Raw genomic sequence first — 14,923 nt, forward strand, 5'->3', positions numbered from 1 at the left:
GCCCTTGAATCCTGTCGTTTAGCTGACAGTCGTTTACACAATATGTGATATATCAAAGGAGTCAAGAGAAAGCAGTCTCGGTGTTTCCACCAATCAGCGACATTGATGAGAAGGCTTTTTGAAAGCTTTGAATCGATGCCGAAAAAGCAAAAAAAAACCCGCCGGACAAGGCCTGGCGGGCTGAGTCATGCGCGAGATAGTGGAGATCGCGACATGTGATGCTGTTATAGATGAAAGTATTTTGTAATGAAAGGAGAATTTTTTCTAAACCTTTCATTTTTGAAATTGATGAAAGGTTTAATGGCCTTTGCACCGACGAACAGCGGCTTGCAGACAAGTTCACCCACGCGCCGCAATCTCCTTCTTCCACCCGGCGATGATCTTCGCCGCGAGCGCGTTGTAGTCGCCGTCGAAGTGATGGCTGCCGCTCGTCTTCACGAGCTCGATGCCGGTGTTCGCGAGCGCCGGGCACAGCGTGTCTTTCTCATCGGCGCCATAGATGCATTGCACGATCGCGGGCGGCACCTTCGCGAGTTCGGGGCGCACTTGCAGCGCTTTCTCGCTCGCGGGCATGCCGAGCCAGCCCGTCACGCGGATCTGGAAATCGGCATCGGGCGCGAAGCCGAGCAGCGACATGTAGGAGACCTTCGCACGCAGCGCATCGGGCAGGCGGTTGTAGGCGAACGGCATCACGTCCGCGCCGAACGAATAGCCCACCAGAGCGATGTGCTTCGCGTGCCAGCGCGCGGCATAGGTGTTGAGCACGCGCGCGAGGTCGTGGCTCGTTTGCGCGGGGGTCTTCTCGCTCCAGAAGTAGCGCAGCGCATCCCAGCCGATCACCGAAATACCCTGTTTTTGCAGGGCTTCCGCGATGGTTTTGTCGAGATCGCGCCAGCCGCCGTCGCCGGAAATCACAACCGCGAGCATATCGGTCGGATGCGCGGCGGGCAGCTCGACGAGCGGCAGATCCGACACGTCTTCCTCGCTCTCCGTCTGCACGCGCAGATGCGGCGCGGTAAGCGCGACGAGCTTGTCGGCGTCGGCGAGGTTCGCGGCAAATGCGTGCGGCGCCGTGTGATTTGCTGCGGCCGCTGCGGGCGATTTTGTTGCGTTCGCAACTGTCGTCACGCCTTGCTCGAAGAAGCCCGGCAGACCCGTGCCGCGCGACAGCGTGGCGTCGGCGGGGCAGGGCGCGAAGCGTGCGTCGAGTTGCGCCGCGGGATCGAGCGACACCGCGCCGGCCATCGTGTTAGCCGGTGCTTGCGAAAGCATGCGTTGCGCGATGAGCGCGCCTTCGCCGCTGCCGATTGCGATCGGCGCGAAGTACTGGTTCGATGCCTGCTGGCGTTCGAGTTGATGACTGAGCGCTTCGGCGTCGCTATAGAGCTTGTGGCAGGTCTCGTTCTTCACCGCCGCGAGATTGCTTGCGTAGCGGCTCGTATCCACGCCCACGACCAGCGCGCCGTGTTGCGCGAGGGCGTCGGCGCGCGTCTGGTCGGCGGCGCTCCAGTGCTCGCCCGCAGAGAACAGCACCGCAAAGCCGCGCATTGCGCCCGCAGGCTTCGTCACGGCGACATCGCCGTATCGGCCGCCCGAGACGTGCGTGACGGCGCTATGCGCGCTTGCCTCGGTTGCATGGGCCTGCACGGTGCAGAGCGCGAGCACGGCGGCGCCCGCCGCGGCGCCCGCGAGGCGCGGCAGCGAGAAAGTACGAAAATTCATGAGCGCCAGCCTCCTGCCAGCAACGAAAGATCCGCGAGGGTGATGAACACGCTGATCGAGCCCGATGCAGCCAGATAACGCGGTTCCCAGCGAGGCGCGAACTTGTTCTTGAAGCCGCGCAGCCCCCGAAAGTTGTAGAACTTGCCGCCGAAACGCCAGATCAGCCCGGCGAGGCGGTGCCACGAAGATGCGAGCGGCGTCGGCCCCATGCCGGCGAGCGGCGCCATGCCGAGCGAGAGCGATTGATACCCGGCGCTCTTCAGATGCAGCGCGAGCTGCGTGAACAGATACTCCATCGAATAAGGCGACGCGCCCGGCAGATGGCGCATGACGCCGACCGTCGCGTCGGTGTTGAGGTCGGTCGTCATGAAGGTCACGAAGGCGAGCGGCGCGCCGTGCTGGCGCACCAGCAGCACGTGTTGCGCGGAGAGATAGTCGTCGTCGAAGGCGGCTACCGAGAAGCTTTTCTCGCGCACGTCGCGCTCTTCGAGCCACGCGTCGGAAATCGCGCGCAGCACCGGCAGGCTGTCGCTCATGCGCGCGGGAACGATGTGCTCGAATGTGAAGCCGTCGCGTTCGCCGCGCTTGAGCGCATAGCGCAGATGCGCGCGCTGCGGACCCTTGAGATCGAACTCCTGGAGCATCACGCGTGCTTCTTCGCCGAGCTTCATCAGCGTGAGGCCCGCATCGAGGTAGAGCGGCAGCGCGTCGGCGCGCACCTGGTAGAACGCGGCACGGCCGCCATGCGCGTGCGCGAGCGAGACGAACTCGCGGATCAGCGCGGGCCATTCGTCGCGCGGGCCCACCGGGTCGTGCAGCGCGGCCCACGTGCGTCCGCGCTTGGCGTACATGAGGAATGCGTTGCGCGAGCTCGAGAACAGGAAGCTCTTGTCGCCCATGAGCGCGAGCCCTGCGTCGCTGCGTTCCTGCGCGCGCACGATGCGCGCGGCTTCGGCCAGGTCCTCGCTCGCGGGAATCACAAAGCGGCCCGCGGCCGGACGCAACAGTTGCCACAATGCGAGCGCAGCCGCGAACACGCCCGCGCCAAGCGTCGCGCGCAGCGCGCGCGGTGCGCGTTCGTCGAAGGCGAATTGCCACCACAAATGCTGCGTGTATTCGACATCGCGGAAGGCGAAGAACAGCACCCATACGGCGAGCGCGATCACGCAACCCACCGAGGCGAGCCAAGCCGGGGTGAAGGGCTCGGCGAACAGCGACGAATGACGATTGAAGCGGCGCCGCGTGGTGAGCAGCAGCGCGATCAGCACGCACAGCACGCCGGCTTCGACGAACGCGAGGCCCTTGGTGAGCGAGAGCGCGAGGTTCGCCACCGCGAGCATGAGGGCGAGCCACCAGGCGGCGTCGAGCCGGCGCAGCAGGCCGCGCGCGACGAACAGCAACAGCACGCCGAACAGGCTGCCGAGCAACTGCGAACTTTCGAGCACCCAGAGCGGGATGAAATTCTGCAGGAGTTCTATGCGCTGGGTGAACGCGGGCGTGGCGCCCGAGATCACGAGCATGCTGCCGGTCACGAAGGTAACGATGGCGAGGAACAGCGGAGCGAGTTGCGAGACGCCATGGACGCCGCGCCTCGCGAAGTCCGTGTTGAGCGGATTCTTGAGCGCGCGGCCTTCGAACGCGGCAAGCAGCGCGGCCGAGAGCGCGAGCGGCGCGCCGAAATAGATCGCGCGATAGGCGAGCAGCGCAGCGAACACCTTGGAGCCCGGCACGCTTTCGCCGAGCGCGAACACCATCGCCGCCTCGAACACGCCGATGCCGCCGGGCGTGTGGCCGATCAGGCCGAGCAGAAGGGCGACGCTGTAGACAGTGAGGAAGTCGGCAAAGCCGATATGCGCGTGCGGCATCACCGACCACAGCGCGAGGCCCGCGCCGACCACGTCGAGCGCCGCGAGCAACAACTGCGCGACGAGGTCGCGCCGCGCGGGCACCGTGAAGCGCAGCCAGGCGCGCTTGAGCGGCGCGACTTCGCGCGCCTCGCGGGGGCAGGCCGCGATAAGCGCAGCGCCGAGCGCGAGCACCACGCCGCCGATCCAGCGCAGCGCCTCGGGCGAGAGGCGCAGCAGGCCCGTGAGCGTGTCGGCGGCGGCCACCATGCCGAGCGCGCTCATGAGCGCGAGGGCGAGCGCGAGCGTGGCGCTCGTGAGCACCGTCATGCGGCCGACTTGCGCCGCCGTGACGCCCGAGCCGCCGTAGACGCGGCAGCGCACCGCGCCGCCCGTGAGCGCGCCGAAGCCCGTAACGTTGCCGAGCGCCGATCCGGCGATGGCACCCACCCACAGCGCGCCGCGCGAGACGCGCGTGCCGAGGTAGCGCAGGCCGACCGCGTCGCGGCCCACGAGCGCGACGAAGCTGATGGCGGTGGCGCCGAGCGCGCCGGTCCATTGCGCCGGGCTCAGGCGCCAGAGCTGGCGAATGACCGAGCGGTAATCGACGGACTGCGAGAGGTGCTGAAACACCAGCAGCAACAGCGCACAAATGCCGATAGCGAAGGCCGGCGCCACGAAGCGCTGCAGGCGCAACGCGCGGGCGCGGCGGCGCAGCGCCACGGCGGCGGCGCGCGCAATGCGCGAACGGGGTGAATCAAGCATGGGTTGGCCTGGCGATTCTCCGATGCCGCCCAGGCGCCGTGGTTGGCGTCTGTAGGGGCGGCATCGCATAGTGATTGTTGGTGGTTCCGGCGGTTGGGCGTTGTCGCGGCAGACAGCGCAAGGGGCCGTGGGGCTGGCCTTTACGGCGAGCCAAAACGTAATCGTTTGGTAAATGACTGGTAAAGAAACAACGCGCGGAGCGACTTGGTGGTTGACCACGTGTCCGAAGAAACATCGAGGGGAACCTTAAAGGGCCGGATGATCCGGCGAGCGCGGAGCGCGGCATTGAACCGTTCCGCGACACAAGTTTTACGGCCGGATTGAATCTCTTCTGAAACCGCTGTGACCAATTCGAGACACGCTTTTTAATTCTTTTACTTCGCGGGTCGGTGGAGGTAGTCTGATTCGGTCACCTGCTGTTTGACTGCGGAAGTTCGACTGCGCCAGGGAGAAAGACGTGAAACGACTCGTCCTGACTTCGCTTTCGTTCGTCGCGCTCGGCGCCGCCGGCGGCGCGCATGCGCAGACCAGCGTCACGCTGTACGGCACACTCGACACGTCCATCACCTACGTCAATCACGCCAACGGCAACAAGAATCTCTGGGCGCTAGGCAACAGCAGCTTCGGCAATCTGTCGGGCTCGCGCTGGGGCCTGAAGGGCGCCGAGGATCTGGGCGGCGGCCTCAAGGCCATTTTCCAGTTGGAGAGCGGCTTGAATCCGTCGACGGGCGCCTTGGGCCAGGGCGGCCGCCTGTTCGGCCGCCAGGCCTATGTGGGCCTGACCGCGGCGCAGTACGGCTCGCTCACGCTCGGACGCCAATATGACCCGGTGATCGACCTCGTGCAAGGCATCACCGAGGACAATTACCTGGGCTCGGTCTTCGCGACGCCCGGCGACGTCGACAACTACGACAACAGCTTCCGCGTCAACAACGCCGTCAAATACACCACGCCGGTCTGGAACGGCCTGCAGGCCGCCGCCATGTATTCGTTTGGCGGCATCGCCGGCTCCACCGGGGCCGAGCAGTCGTATTCGGCGGCGGTGGCGTACAACAACGGGCCGGTCGCACTCGCGGGCGGCTACTTCTACGCGGCCAATAGCCAGGCGGGCAGCGGCATCCGGACCACCGGATGGAGCAGCACCTCGGACGGCACCTTCGACAGTTCCATCAACAGCGGTTATGTGAGTGCGCACTCACTCTCCATTGCGCGCGCGGCGGCACAATACTCGCTCGGCCAGTTCACCGTCGGCCTTGGCTACAGCAACGCGCAATACGCGCCGGACGGCAGCTCGGTGTTTCGCAGCACCGAGAAGTACAACACGGGCCAGGGCTTCGTGAACTATCACCTGACGCCGGTGCTCCTGCTCGGCCTCGGCTACGCCTACACGCACGCCAACGGCGACACGAACGCGAACTACCACCAGGTGTCGATCGGCGCGGATTACAGTCTTTCGAAGCGCACCGACATCTATATGACCGCGGGCTGGCAGCACGCGAGCGGTGACCAGGGCGACGGCCTGGGCGGCTCGATGCCGGCCGAGGCGTCGATTGGTTCATACGGCTATAACGGCACGGCGACGCAGACCATGTTCAACCTGGGGCTGCGGCACAAGTTCTGAGGTTTTTGCATGCCATGAAGGCCTGGCGCGCCAGGCCTTTTTGCTTTTTGTGTTCTGGCTTCGAAAAAGCGCTTCCCGACTGTCATTGCGCCCCTTGTCGCGCGCGCCGGTTTCCGTCAGGATGGCGTTTTTTCCATGCGGAACGATTTTGGCGATCTGATGCCTTGAAGAGATGTGCTGCGGAAACGCAACAATACCACCATTTGTATCTGATATATCACATACGAAATATTGATTTTTGTCGCGCCGCAGCATATGATTGAGTCATTCAATGATTCAATCTTGTGGAGCTTCAAATGGATTTCATCTCTCTCTCAGTCTTCGGTTTGGCAGTTGTCAGCTTAGGCGCGGCGGCAACGGTTATGATCGCCAAGTGGCTGCCACAGGCGGCCATCGAGCAGGCGGCCGAGCATGGCCGCTATGTCGGCCTCGGCGTGGCGCCGCGCGCGAAGCTGGGCTTGCAAGCAGGGCGCCGCCCGCTGGTCGACGTGCAAGTTGTTAAAGAGGCAATGAATGTCGTCAGAACACACTGAAGCAGTCGCTACCCGGGAAGCCGCGTCGCTCAAGCTGGCGCTGCAGCCCATCAACGCCACGTTGAGCCTGCGCGATCAGGCTTACGCCATGTTGCGCCAGGCCATCGCCGACGCAGATATCTACCAGACACGTGAAGAAATCCGTCTGGACGAGCGCGTGCTGAGCGAAACCCTTGGCGTAAGCCGAACGCCGGTGCGCGAGGCCATGACGCTGCTGGAGCAGGAAGGCTTCCTGCGCATGGTGCCGCGCCGCGGCATCTATATCGTGCGCAAGAGCAAGCGTGAAATCGTCGAGATGATCCAGATGTGGGCCGCGCTCGAAAGCATGGCCGCGCGCCTCGCGACCATCCACGCAACGGACGCGGAAATCGCGAAGCTGCGCCACATGTTCGACGACTTCCGCGACAGCACGCCGGCCGAGCATATCGCCGAGTATTCGGACGCGAATATCGCGTTCCATCAGGCCATCGTCGAGCTATCGAAGTCGCAGTTGATCCTCGATACGATCAAGAACATTTTTGTGCACGTGCGCGCGATCCGGCGCATGACGATCTCGCAGAGCGACCGGGCCTCGCGCTCGATCGTCGATCACCTGCGCATTATCGAGGCGCTCGAAAAGCGCGACACCGAGCTTGCGGAGCGGCTCGTGCGCCAGCATTCGCTCGATCTCGCGGCATACGTCGAGAAGCATTGCGACTTTCTGGACTGAGCGCAGCAGGGCAGCGATTCGCTTGAGAGAGGCGGGCGACCATAGGGTCGCCCGCCTTTTTTGTTTAGGCTGTGTAGTCGCGCTCGAACTGAGGCGAGGGGGCGAGGAGGAGGCCCCGGCGAGACTTTATGCGCATCAAGGGGGGGGCGCAACACTCAATCCTGCGCACGAAATCTGAAATATCTGGCCACTATCGACTCGGGGTTTTCCCTTGCCCGTTGCGCGCCAAAATCGCACAAATTCCTTCAAATCCATACCAGGCAAGGACTTCGGCTAATTTAGCCTGCATTTGCGCGGGGTAAATTCCCTCTTGCTTCGTTGTGATATATCACATACTGTATTGAACAAGGACGCAGCAAAGGCAGCAACCGCGGACGCCCAGGCGCTCCCGCAATCCACCGATTTTTCGAAACTCGCCCGGCCACGACTAACCAAGGGAGACATGACATGGGCAAGGCACTGGATGGGGTGCGCATTCTCGATTTCACGCACGTGCAATCGGGCCCGACCTGCACGCAATTGCTTGCATGGTTCGGCGCCGACGTCATTAAGGTAGAGCGCGCCGGAGCGGGCGACATCACGCGCGAGCAACTGCGTGACATCCCCGACGCGGACAGCCTGTACTTCACGATGCTCAACGGCAACAAGCGTTCGGTCACGCTCGACACGAAGAATCCGCAAGGCAAGCGCGTACTCGAGCGGATGATCCGCGACTGTGACGTGCTCGTCGAGAATTTCGCGCCCGGCGCGCTGGAACGCATGGGCTTCAGCTGGGAGCATATCCAGACGCTCAACCCGCGCATGATCGTGGCTTCGGTGAAGGGCTTCGGCCCGGGCCCCTACGAGGACTGCAAGGTCTACGAGAACGTCGCGCAATGCGTGGGCGGCGCCGCCTCCACCACGGGCTTCGACGACGGCCCGCCGGTCGTCTCCGGCGCGCAGATCGGCGACAGCGGCACGGGCCTGCATCTCGCGCTCGGCATCGTCACGGCGCTGTATCAGCGCACCCATACCGGGCGCGGCCAGAAGGTGCTGGCGGCCATGCAGGACGGCGTGCTCAACCTGTGCCGCGTGAAGCTGCGCGACCAGCAGCGGCTCGATCGCGACGGCGTCATGAAGGAGTATCCGCAGTACCCGAACGAGAGCTTCGGCGACGCCGTGCCGCGCGCGGGCAATGCCTCGGGCGGCGGCCAGCCGGGCTGGATTCTCAAGTGCAAGGGCTGGGAGACCGATCCGAACGCGTACATCTATTTCATCGCGCAGGCGCCCGTGTGGGACCGCATTTGCAAGCTGATCGGCCGCGAGGAATGGATCGACGATCCGCTTTACGCCACGGCCAGCGCGCGCCTGCCGCATCTCAAGGAGATCTTCGCCGAGATCGAGCGCTGGACCATGCATCGCACCAAGTTCGAAGCGATGGCCGTGCTCAATCGCCAGAACATTCCGTGCGGGCCGATTCTCTCGATGAAGGAGATTGCCGCCGACGAATCGCTGCGCGAAACCGGCACGATCGTCGAAGTCGATCATCCGGTGCGCGGCAAGTACCTCACGGTCGGCAACCCGATCAAGCTCTCGGACAGCCCCACCGAGGTCACGCGCTCGCCGCTGCTGGGCGAGCACACGGACGAAGTGCTCGCCGAGTTCGGCTACAGCGCGGCGGATATCCGTTCGCTGCGCGCTTCGGGTGCGATCTGAACCGACGAGATGTGAAGCGGCAGGTGAAGCTGCACGCGAAGATAGATGCGGGCGCAACGATGCGCCCGTGCCCATGAGCGATTGAATCTTTGAACCGATTGACCGCGTGGCACTAGCGCGCCACGCAACGATGGAGCGAAGCATGGACACATGGATGCGCTTGATGGCGAACGACGGCAGTATCGTGTTCGGCCGCGTAGAAAACGGTTATCTGCACGAATACGAAGGGCTCGATCAACCGGTGCCCACTGGCGCGGTGCTCGCGCTGCGCACGCTCACCCCGCTCGCGCCCTGCACGCCGGGCAAGGTCGTGGCGCTCTGGAACAATTTTCATGCGCTTGCGTTGAAGCTCGAAAAGCCGGTTCCGGAGCATCCTCTCTTTCTGATCAAGCCGAAGGAATCGGTGATTGGATCGGGCGTGCCGATCCGCCGGCCCGCTCACTATGCGGGAAAAATCGTCTTCGAAGGCGAGCTGGGCATCGTGATCGGCAAGCGTTGCCGCAATGCGAGTCTTGCAGAGGCAGAGGACGCGATCTTCGGCTACACCATCGTCAACGACGTAACCGCGGCGGGCCTGCTCGCGGAAAATCCGCACTTCCCGCAATGGTGCCGCGCTAAAGGTTTCGATACATTCTGTTGCCTGGGGCCTGCCATCGTTTCGGGTTTCGACTGGCGCAGCGCGCGCGTGGTGACGCGGCTCGATGGCGTGGAGCGGCAGAACTATCCGCTCGACGACATGGTGTTTACGCCCGCGCAGCAAGTGAGCCTGATTTCGCAGGACCTCACGCTCGAACCGGGCGATGTGATCGCGTGCGGGACGTCGCTGGGCGTGGGCTCGATCGGTGATGGCGCGACGGTCGAGGTCGCCATCGAAGGCATTGGCACGCTGGTGAACGCGTTGGGCGCGCAAGCGAGCGCCGCGCAGGACCCGGCGCACGCGGGCCGCGAGGCGGTTCCGGCGGCTTAGCCGAAAAAGGCAAGCCCAGAAGCAAGCAGGAGAACGCGCGAGCGTGTCGCGCGATGCACGGCATGATGCATCGCGCGACGAGACGAACGATTGGGGACGCAACGAAAGTGTGCGCCGCAAGCAGGCATTCGAAGCGCGAAAGGATTACGTACGCGGCATGAGTACCGCGTGCGAGGAGGAGAGATGCCGGAGCAACTGGCAGGCGACGTGGCATGGCTCGGCGGCAGCCTGCTGTACGCGTGGCTTGCATGTGTATTTGCACAATTGGCGGCGCTCGCGCCAGCATGGGCGCGGCGCGCGCCCGCGCGCGCGAAACCGCGCTGCAAGCATGCGCGCGAGGCGACGCCGTGGGTGCGCACCGCGCTCGCCATATCGTTCGCACTGCTACTGACGGTGCCGCCGGGCTTGCTGGCGGCGCTGCTTGCGTACAGGCCCGATGCGGTGGGTGCTGCGGAATGCGGCGTATTTGCCGGTTTATGGCTGGGTGCGCGGCACAACCTCGCGAAGCGCGCGCGGACAACCGCCGTGGCGGGCTGCATGGTGGGCGCGGTGTCCATTGTCGTCTGCCTTGTCAGCTTCTTGATGCTGCCGGCGCTGCCCGCTTCGGGGCGCGCTGCGCTTTACGTCACTGCCACGCTGGGTGCGCTGCTCACTGGCGCGGCAGCGAGTGCGTTCGCATATAGCGCAAGCGTTGGCATGAGCGGCGGCGCAGGCATGAACGAGCGCCGCCGCTTGCCGTTCCGGCCGGGCGATCGTGTGGTGCATGCGATTGCGTTCGTTCTGTTCGCGATACTGGGCTACGGCTTTGCGGCGGTGCGCATTCTTGCTTCCGCTGAATTAGGGCTCTCCGTGCTGGTGGCCGCGTGCGTGCTCGCCGCCGCGTTCGGCGTGCGCCTCATGGGCGGCGCGCGCCGCCCGGTTGCGCCGCGTCCGGGCATCATGCGCGCGTTTGCGGGCGGGCAGGCCGACGCCGATTCGCGGATCGCGTCGAAATCGCCTGTGCGAGCCCGCTTCGCGGGCGTGCCCGGTGCATGGCTCATGGCGGCCTGCGGCCGCGGCGCGGTCGAACCCGCGAGTCTCGATATCTGGCTGGCGGACTGCGAACCACCGTTCGAAACGCCGCGCACGCTGCACCATGCTTCGCAGGACTTGCCGCGCCGAAGACGCAATCGCAGCCGCGAGGGCGCGCTAAGGCTGCGCCAGGGGCTGCACCACGGGCTGCACTGAAGCAACGTATTCCGCGAATCCGGGGAACGGCGCGAACGATCAGGCTTGCCTGATGAACGCGCCGTGACCCATTAAACCTTACTTATGAAGTGACGACTCCGACACCCGCGTGATGTCTTCGATGAGTTGCTTACCTTCTTCAAGAAGGAAGCGCTTGAACGCGAGCGCGACCGGCGGCAGCCGCTTGTTCTTGCGGTGCACGAGGTACCAGTTGAGCATGACCGGAAAGCCCTCGACGTCGAGCACCGTGAGGTGTCCGACCTGCAATTCGAGGCTGACCGTGTGCGCCGAGAGAAACGCGATGCCCATGCCGGCGATTACGGCCTGCTTGATCGTCTCGGTGCTCTGGATCTCCATCGCGATCTTCAGGTTCGTGATCTTGCCCGCAAACCCTTCCTCCATCGAATTCCACGTGTCCGAGCCGCGCTCGCGCACGATGAACGCTTCGTTCGCGAGCGTACTGAGTTTGATGCCGCGCTTGTTCGCCAGCGGGTGCGAGGGCGCCGCCACGATCACGTAGGGGTGCGGAGCGAAGGCCTCGTTGATGGCGTCGGTCGTGTGCGGCGGGCGCACCATGACCGCGAGATCGGTCTGGTTGGTCGAAAGCTGCTGCAGCAATTGCTCGCGGTTGTGCACCGAGAGATTGAGCTGCACGCCCTTGTAGCGGCGCGTGAATTCGGCGAGCAGGCGCGGAAAGAAGTAGTCGCCCGCGCTGATCACGGCCACGTTGAGCTTGCCGCCCGAAATGCCCTTCAGCTGGCTCATGGCCTCGTCGACTTCATGGAACTGCTGAATGATCGCGCGGCTGTAGTGCAGCATTTCCGAGCCGGCAGGCGTGAGATAGATCTTCTTGCCGAGCTGCTCGAACAGCGGCAAGCCGGCGTGGTCCTCGAGCTGCTTGACCTGCGTGGAAACCGCCGGTTGCGTGAGATGCAGCTCCTCGGCGGCACGCGAAAAACTGAGATGGCGCGCCACAGTCTCGAAGACTTTCAACTGGCGCAGCGTGGCGTTTCGCATGGTCATGGCCGATCCATAAAGGATACTGAATCAACATAATAACAAACTTTAATTATTAGTAATCGAGTAATCACCCTAGCATGAGTTGAAAGGCGTTCGAATGCCGTGCTTTGACATGCGGGTTAACGCCTGGAAAAGCGCATAACAACGGGAAAACCCGTACGAAAAGGCTCGAAGAATGGACTTTCAGGCACTTTATGAATTCGCGGAATGAAAGGGGAATTACGTATTTTCATTCGAATTTTTATGTGCCGATGCAAATAAGAATAAGCAGTAAAGAAGGGTGGGTTCGTAGACCATAAGTCAATATTTATGCAAGCCGGAAAAGCGGCTGCGATTCTTGATCGGATAGTGGAGACAACCGAGATGAATGCAATCAGTCAAAGGAGCGAAGGCGGTCCGTTTTGGACGAACCGCTGGGGTCAACTGGTGGTGGGCATGCTATGTATGGCCCTCGTTGCCAACCTGCAGTACGCGTGGACGCTCTTCGTCGCGCCCATGAACGCACGCCATCACTGGGGCGAAGCCTCGATCCAGTTGGCGTTCTCGATCTTCATCCTGACTGAAACCTGGCTCGTGCCGATCGAAGGCTGGCTCGTCGACAAGTTCGGCCCCCGCCCGGTCGTCATGGGCGGCGCCGTGTGCGCGGGCCTCGCATGGGTGCTTTACTCGTATGCGACCACGCTGCCGATGCTCTATGCAGGGTCGGTGCTCGCGGGCGTCGGCGCGGGCGGCGTGTACGGCACCTGCGTGGGCAACGCGCTCAAGTGGTTCCCGGACCGCCGGGGTCTCGCGGCGGGCCTGACCGCGGCGGGCTTCGGCGCGGGCGCGGCTGTCACCGTGATTCCTATCGCGAACATGATTACGCGTTCGGGCTACGAGCACACGTTCTTCTTCTTCGGCATCCTGCAGGGCGTGGCGATTCTCGTGCTCGCGCTGCTGCTCGTGAAGCCCGCACCGCGCGCCGCCATGGCGGCGGGCCGCCGTCTCGTCTCGCGCGTCGACTACACGCCGGGGCAGATGGTACGGCAGCCGGTATTCTGGGTCATCTACGCAGCGTTCGTTGCCGTTGCCGCGGGCGGCCTGATGGCGACCGCGCAGATCGGGCCGATCGCCAAGGACTGGGGCCTCGCGCGCATGCCGATGACCGTGTTCGGCGCAACGCTGCCGCTGCTCACGCTCACGCTGTCGATCGACAACATCTGCAACGGCTTTACGCGTCCGCTGTGCGGCTTCATCTCCGACAAGATCGGCCGCGAGAACGCCATGTTCTTCATCTTCGTGGGCGAAGGCCTCGCACTGCTCGGCATGATGGAGTACGGCACGAACCCGTATGCGTTCATCACGTTTGCCGCGCTCATCTTCCTGTTCTGGGGCGAGATCTTCTCGATCTTCCCCGCAATCTGCGCCGATACCTTCGGCAGCAAGTACGCCGCGGCCAACGCAGGCACGCTCTATACCGCGAAGGGCACTGCCGCACTGCTCGTGCCGGTGGCCTCGGTGCTCTCGTCAGCGGGCGGCTGGAGCGCGGTGTTCATCGCAGCGGCGATCATCACGATCGCAGCGGGCATCAGCGCCAAGTTCATCCTTGCGCCCATGCGCCATCGCCTGATCGAGCGCAGCGACGAGCATTCCGCCTCGCTCTCGGCCAATCCTGCCGGCCTGCAGAACTGGACCAGGCAGACCGGCGAATGAGTCGTGAAAACACGCTGACACGGGCCAGACCATGTCGATGAACGTTTCGCTGCAGCAACTCAAGGTATTCGTCGCGGTCGCGCGTGAGCGCAGCTTCACGCGCGCCGCGCGCGAATTCGGGCTCACGCAGTCGGCGGTGAGCCGCTGCGTGCGCGATCTCGAAGAGGCCATCGATCTGAAGCTGTTCGATCGCACGACGCGCCAGGTCGAACTCACGCTCGCGGGCAGCGGGTTCGAGCGGCGCATCGGGCGTTTGCTCGACGAGATCGAAATGGCGTTGAACGAAGGCCGCGACGCGCATCATGAATATAGCGGCGTCGTACTTGTGGCGAGCAATCCAGCGCTGTCGTCGGGCTGGGTTCCCGCCGCGTTCGCACGTTGTGCGGCGGCGTTTCCTTCGTTGTCGCTGCAATTGCGGGACCTGCCGCAAGCCGCCGTTTTGCAGGCCGTCGAACAGGGCGAAGCCGATTTCGGCGTGATCGCCGAGGCCATGCCGTTCACGAGCGCCAACTTCGAGGTGCAGCCGCTTGCGACCACGCCGTTGTGCGCCGTGCTGCCCTCGCATCATCCGCTTGCGCTGCAAGGCGCGCTGCGCTGGGACGAACTCGCGCGCGAGGCGCTCCTCACGCTCAATCGCGACGCCGGCTGTCATGGCGCGGTGATGCGCGCGCTCCAGGGGCTGCGGCCCGAGGGACGTCCGGTCCAGGAGCTTGCGCATGTCGAAGGCGTCGCGCGCATGGCGCAACTGGGCATGGGCATCGGCATTCTGCCCATCAGCGACGACGGCGCGCGTCCGAAGCACGGCGACGCGTTGGGCGCGGCGTGCCATTGGCCGGTGCCGGCGGGCCCGCTCGTCGCGCGCGTGCTGGAGCCGGTCGTGATGGTGAGCACGATGCTCGTGCGGCGCCGCAATCGCTCGTTGCGTCCTTGCGCTCAGGCTGCGTGGTCGCAGTTCGCCGCGGACGGCCAGATTGCGAAAGAGCACGTCACCATCGCATCAACGCACGAGGCGCACGTGGCACATGTCGCGCACGATACGCACGCCGCGCCGCGCTTCGAACGCGAAACAGCGGTACTTGCGCGCATCGGTTGATTTTTGCGGGCGCTCCTCGCGGGCGCTTTTTCTTT

General features: G+C 64.1%; 13 protein-coding genes. 8 read left to right on the plus strand and 5 right to left on the minus strand.

What is annotated here, in order from left to right:
* Positions 1-61: 61 nt before the first annotated feature.
* Genes NH14_RS01390 through mprF form a run of 3 tightly spaced genes read right to left on the minus strand, consistent with a single transcriptional unit; the run spans position 62 to position 4,331 of the window.
* On the minus strand, positions 62-370 hold the full coding sequence (locus NH14_RS01390) for a hypothetical protein (RefSeq protein ID WP_152617166.1): 309 nt from the start codon (positions 368-370) through the stop codon (positions 62-64).
* Entirely contained in the window at positions 340-1,722 is a 1,383-nt protein-coding gene (locus NH14_RS01395) for a virulence factor family protein (RefSeq protein WP_035527982.1), read from the minus strand. The genes NH14_RS01390 and NH14_RS01395 overlap by 31 nt, the downstream gene beginning before the upstream one ends.
* Entirely contained in the window at positions 1,719-4,331 is a 2,613-nt protein-coding gene (mprF, locus tag NH14_RS01400) for a bifunctional lysylphosphatidylglycerol flippase/synthetase MprF (protein ID WP_035527981.1), read from the minus strand. Before mprF ends, NH14_RS01395 begins: the two co-directional genes overlap by 4 nt.
* A 457-nt stretch (positions 4,332-4,788) precedes the next feature.
* Between mprF and NH14_RS01405 the strand changes: the two genes are divergently transcribed.
* A complete protein-coding gene (locus tag NH14_RS01405) occupies positions 4,789-5,952 on the plus strand; it encodes a porin (protein ID WP_035527979.1) in 1,164 nt (387 codons plus the stop codon).
* Here NH14_RS01405 and NH14_RS01410 read toward each other — a convergent pair.
* Positions 5,887-6,207, minus strand: a complete 321-nt coding sequence (locus NH14_RS01410) for a hypothetical protein (protein WP_152617165.1) — start codon at positions 6,205-6,207, stop codon at positions 5,887-5,889. The genes NH14_RS01405 and NH14_RS01410 overlap by 66 nt on opposite strands.
* A 41-nt stretch (positions 6,208-6,248) precedes the next feature.
* Between NH14_RS01410 and NH14_RS01415 the strand changes: the two genes are divergently transcribed.
* From NH14_RS01415 to NH14_RS01435, 5 genes are all read left to right on the plus strand, one after another.
* The gene (locus tag NH14_RS01415; RefSeq protein ID WP_035527976.1) at positions 6,249-6,485 is read left to right on the plus strand and encodes a hypothetical protein; all 237 of its coding nucleotides are present in this window, start codon (positions 6,249-6,251) and stop codon (positions 6,483-6,485) included.
* Entirely contained in the window at positions 6,466-7,194 is a 729-nt protein-coding gene (locus NH14_RS01420; protein WP_035527975.1) for a GntR family transcriptional regulator, read from the plus strand. The genes NH14_RS01415 and NH14_RS01420 overlap by 20 nt, the downstream gene beginning before the upstream one ends.
* Positions 7,195-7,641: 447 nt before the next feature.
* The gene (frc, locus tag NH14_RS01425; protein ID WP_035527973.1) at positions 7,642-8,889 is read left to right on the plus strand and encodes a formyl-CoA transferase; all 1,248 of its coding nucleotides are present in this window, start codon (positions 7,642-7,644) and stop codon (positions 8,887-8,889) included.
* A 142-nt stretch (positions 8,890-9,031) separates the two neighbouring features.
* Entirely contained in the window at positions 9,032-9,856 is an 825-nt protein-coding gene (locus tag NH14_RS01430; protein WP_035527971.1) for a fumarylacetoacetate hydrolase family protein, read from the plus strand.
* A 183-nt stretch (positions 9,857-10,039) separates the two neighbouring features.
* Positions 10,040-11,083 (plus strand): hypothetical protein, encoded by a 1,044-nt coding sequence (locus NH14_RS01435; RefSeq protein ID WP_035527969.1) that lies wholly within the window; start codon positions 10,040-10,042, stop codon positions 11,081-11,083.
* Between the two features lie 78 nt (positions 11,084-11,161).
* Here the strand turns inward: NH14_RS01435 and NH14_RS01440 are convergent, their stop codons facing one another.
* Positions 11,162-12,106: a LysR family transcriptional regulator gene (locus NH14_RS01440; protein ID WP_035527968.1), complete on the minus strand. Its 945-nt coding sequence runs from the start codon at positions 12,104-12,106 to the stop codon at positions 11,162-11,164.
* Positions 12,107-12,466: 360 nt separating this feature from the next.
* On the opposite strand from NH14_RS01440, the gene oxlT reads away from it, so the two are divergent.
* Together oxlT and NH14_RS01450 are read left to right on the plus strand one after the other, a co-directional pair.
* Positions 12,467-13,795, plus strand: a complete 1,329-nt coding sequence (gene oxlT, locus NH14_RS01445) for an oxalate/formate MFS antiporter (protein WP_035527965.1) — start codon at positions 12,467-12,469, stop codon at positions 13,793-13,795.
* A 31-nt stretch (positions 13,796-13,826) separates the two neighbouring features.
* Positions 13,827-14,888, plus strand: a complete 1,062-nt coding sequence (locus NH14_RS01450) for a LysR family transcriptional regulator (RefSeq protein WP_331253398.1) — start codon at positions 13,827-13,829, stop codon at positions 14,886-14,888.
* The last annotated feature ends 35 nt before the right edge of the window (positions 14,889-14,923 follow it).

Source organism: Paraburkholderia sacchari (genome assembly GCF_000785435.2).
GTDB lineage: Bacteria > Pseudomonadota > Gammaproteobacteria > Burkholderiales > Burkholderiaceae > Paraburkholderia > Paraburkholderia sacchari.

Bases quoted from the DNA above. Each gene is read 5' to 3' on its own strand.
- NH14_RS01450 (WP_331253398.1), top strand. From the start codon at position 13,827: ATGTCGATGAACGTTTCGCTGCAGCAACTCAAGGTATTCGTCGCGGTC.
- NH14_RS01415 (WP_035527976.1), top strand. From the start codon at position 6,249: ATGGATTTCATCTCTCTCTCAGTCTTCGGTTTGGCAGTTGTCAGCTTA.
- NH14_RS01435 (WP_035527969.1), top strand. From the start codon at position 10,040: ATGCCGGAGCAACTGGCAGGCGACGTGGCATGGCTCGGCGGCAGCCTG.
- NH14_RS01440 (WP_035527968.1), bottom strand. From the start codon at position 12,106: ATGACCATGCGAAACGCCACGCTGCGCCAGTTGAAAGTCTTCGAGACT.
- NH14_RS01410 (WP_152617165.1), bottom strand. From the start codon at position 6,207: ATGCTGCGGCGCGACAAAAATCAATATTTCGTATGTGATATATCAGAT.
- NH14_RS01395 (WP_035527982.1), bottom strand. From the start codon at position 1,722: ATGAATTTTCGTACTTTCTCGCTGCCGCGCCTCGCGGGCGCCGCGGCG.
- oxlT (WP_035527965.1), top strand. From the start codon at position 12,467: ATGAATGCAATCAGTCAAAGGAGCGAAGGCGGTCCGTTTTGGACGAAC.
- frc (WP_035527973.1), top strand. From the start codon at position 7,642: ATGGGCAAGGCACTGGATGGGGTGCGCATTCTCGATTTCACGCACGTG.
- NH14_RS01420 (WP_035527975.1), top strand. From the start codon at position 6,466: ATGTCGTCAGAACACACTGAAGCAGTCGCTACCCGGGAAGCCGCGTCG.
- NH14_RS01430 (WP_035527971.1), top strand. From the start codon at position 9,032: ATGGACACATGGATGCGCTTGATGGCGAACGACGGCAGTATCGTGTTC.
- mprF (WP_035527981.1), bottom strand. From the start codon at position 4,331: ATGCTTGATTCACCCCGTTCGCGCATTGCGCGCGCCGCCGCCGTGGCG.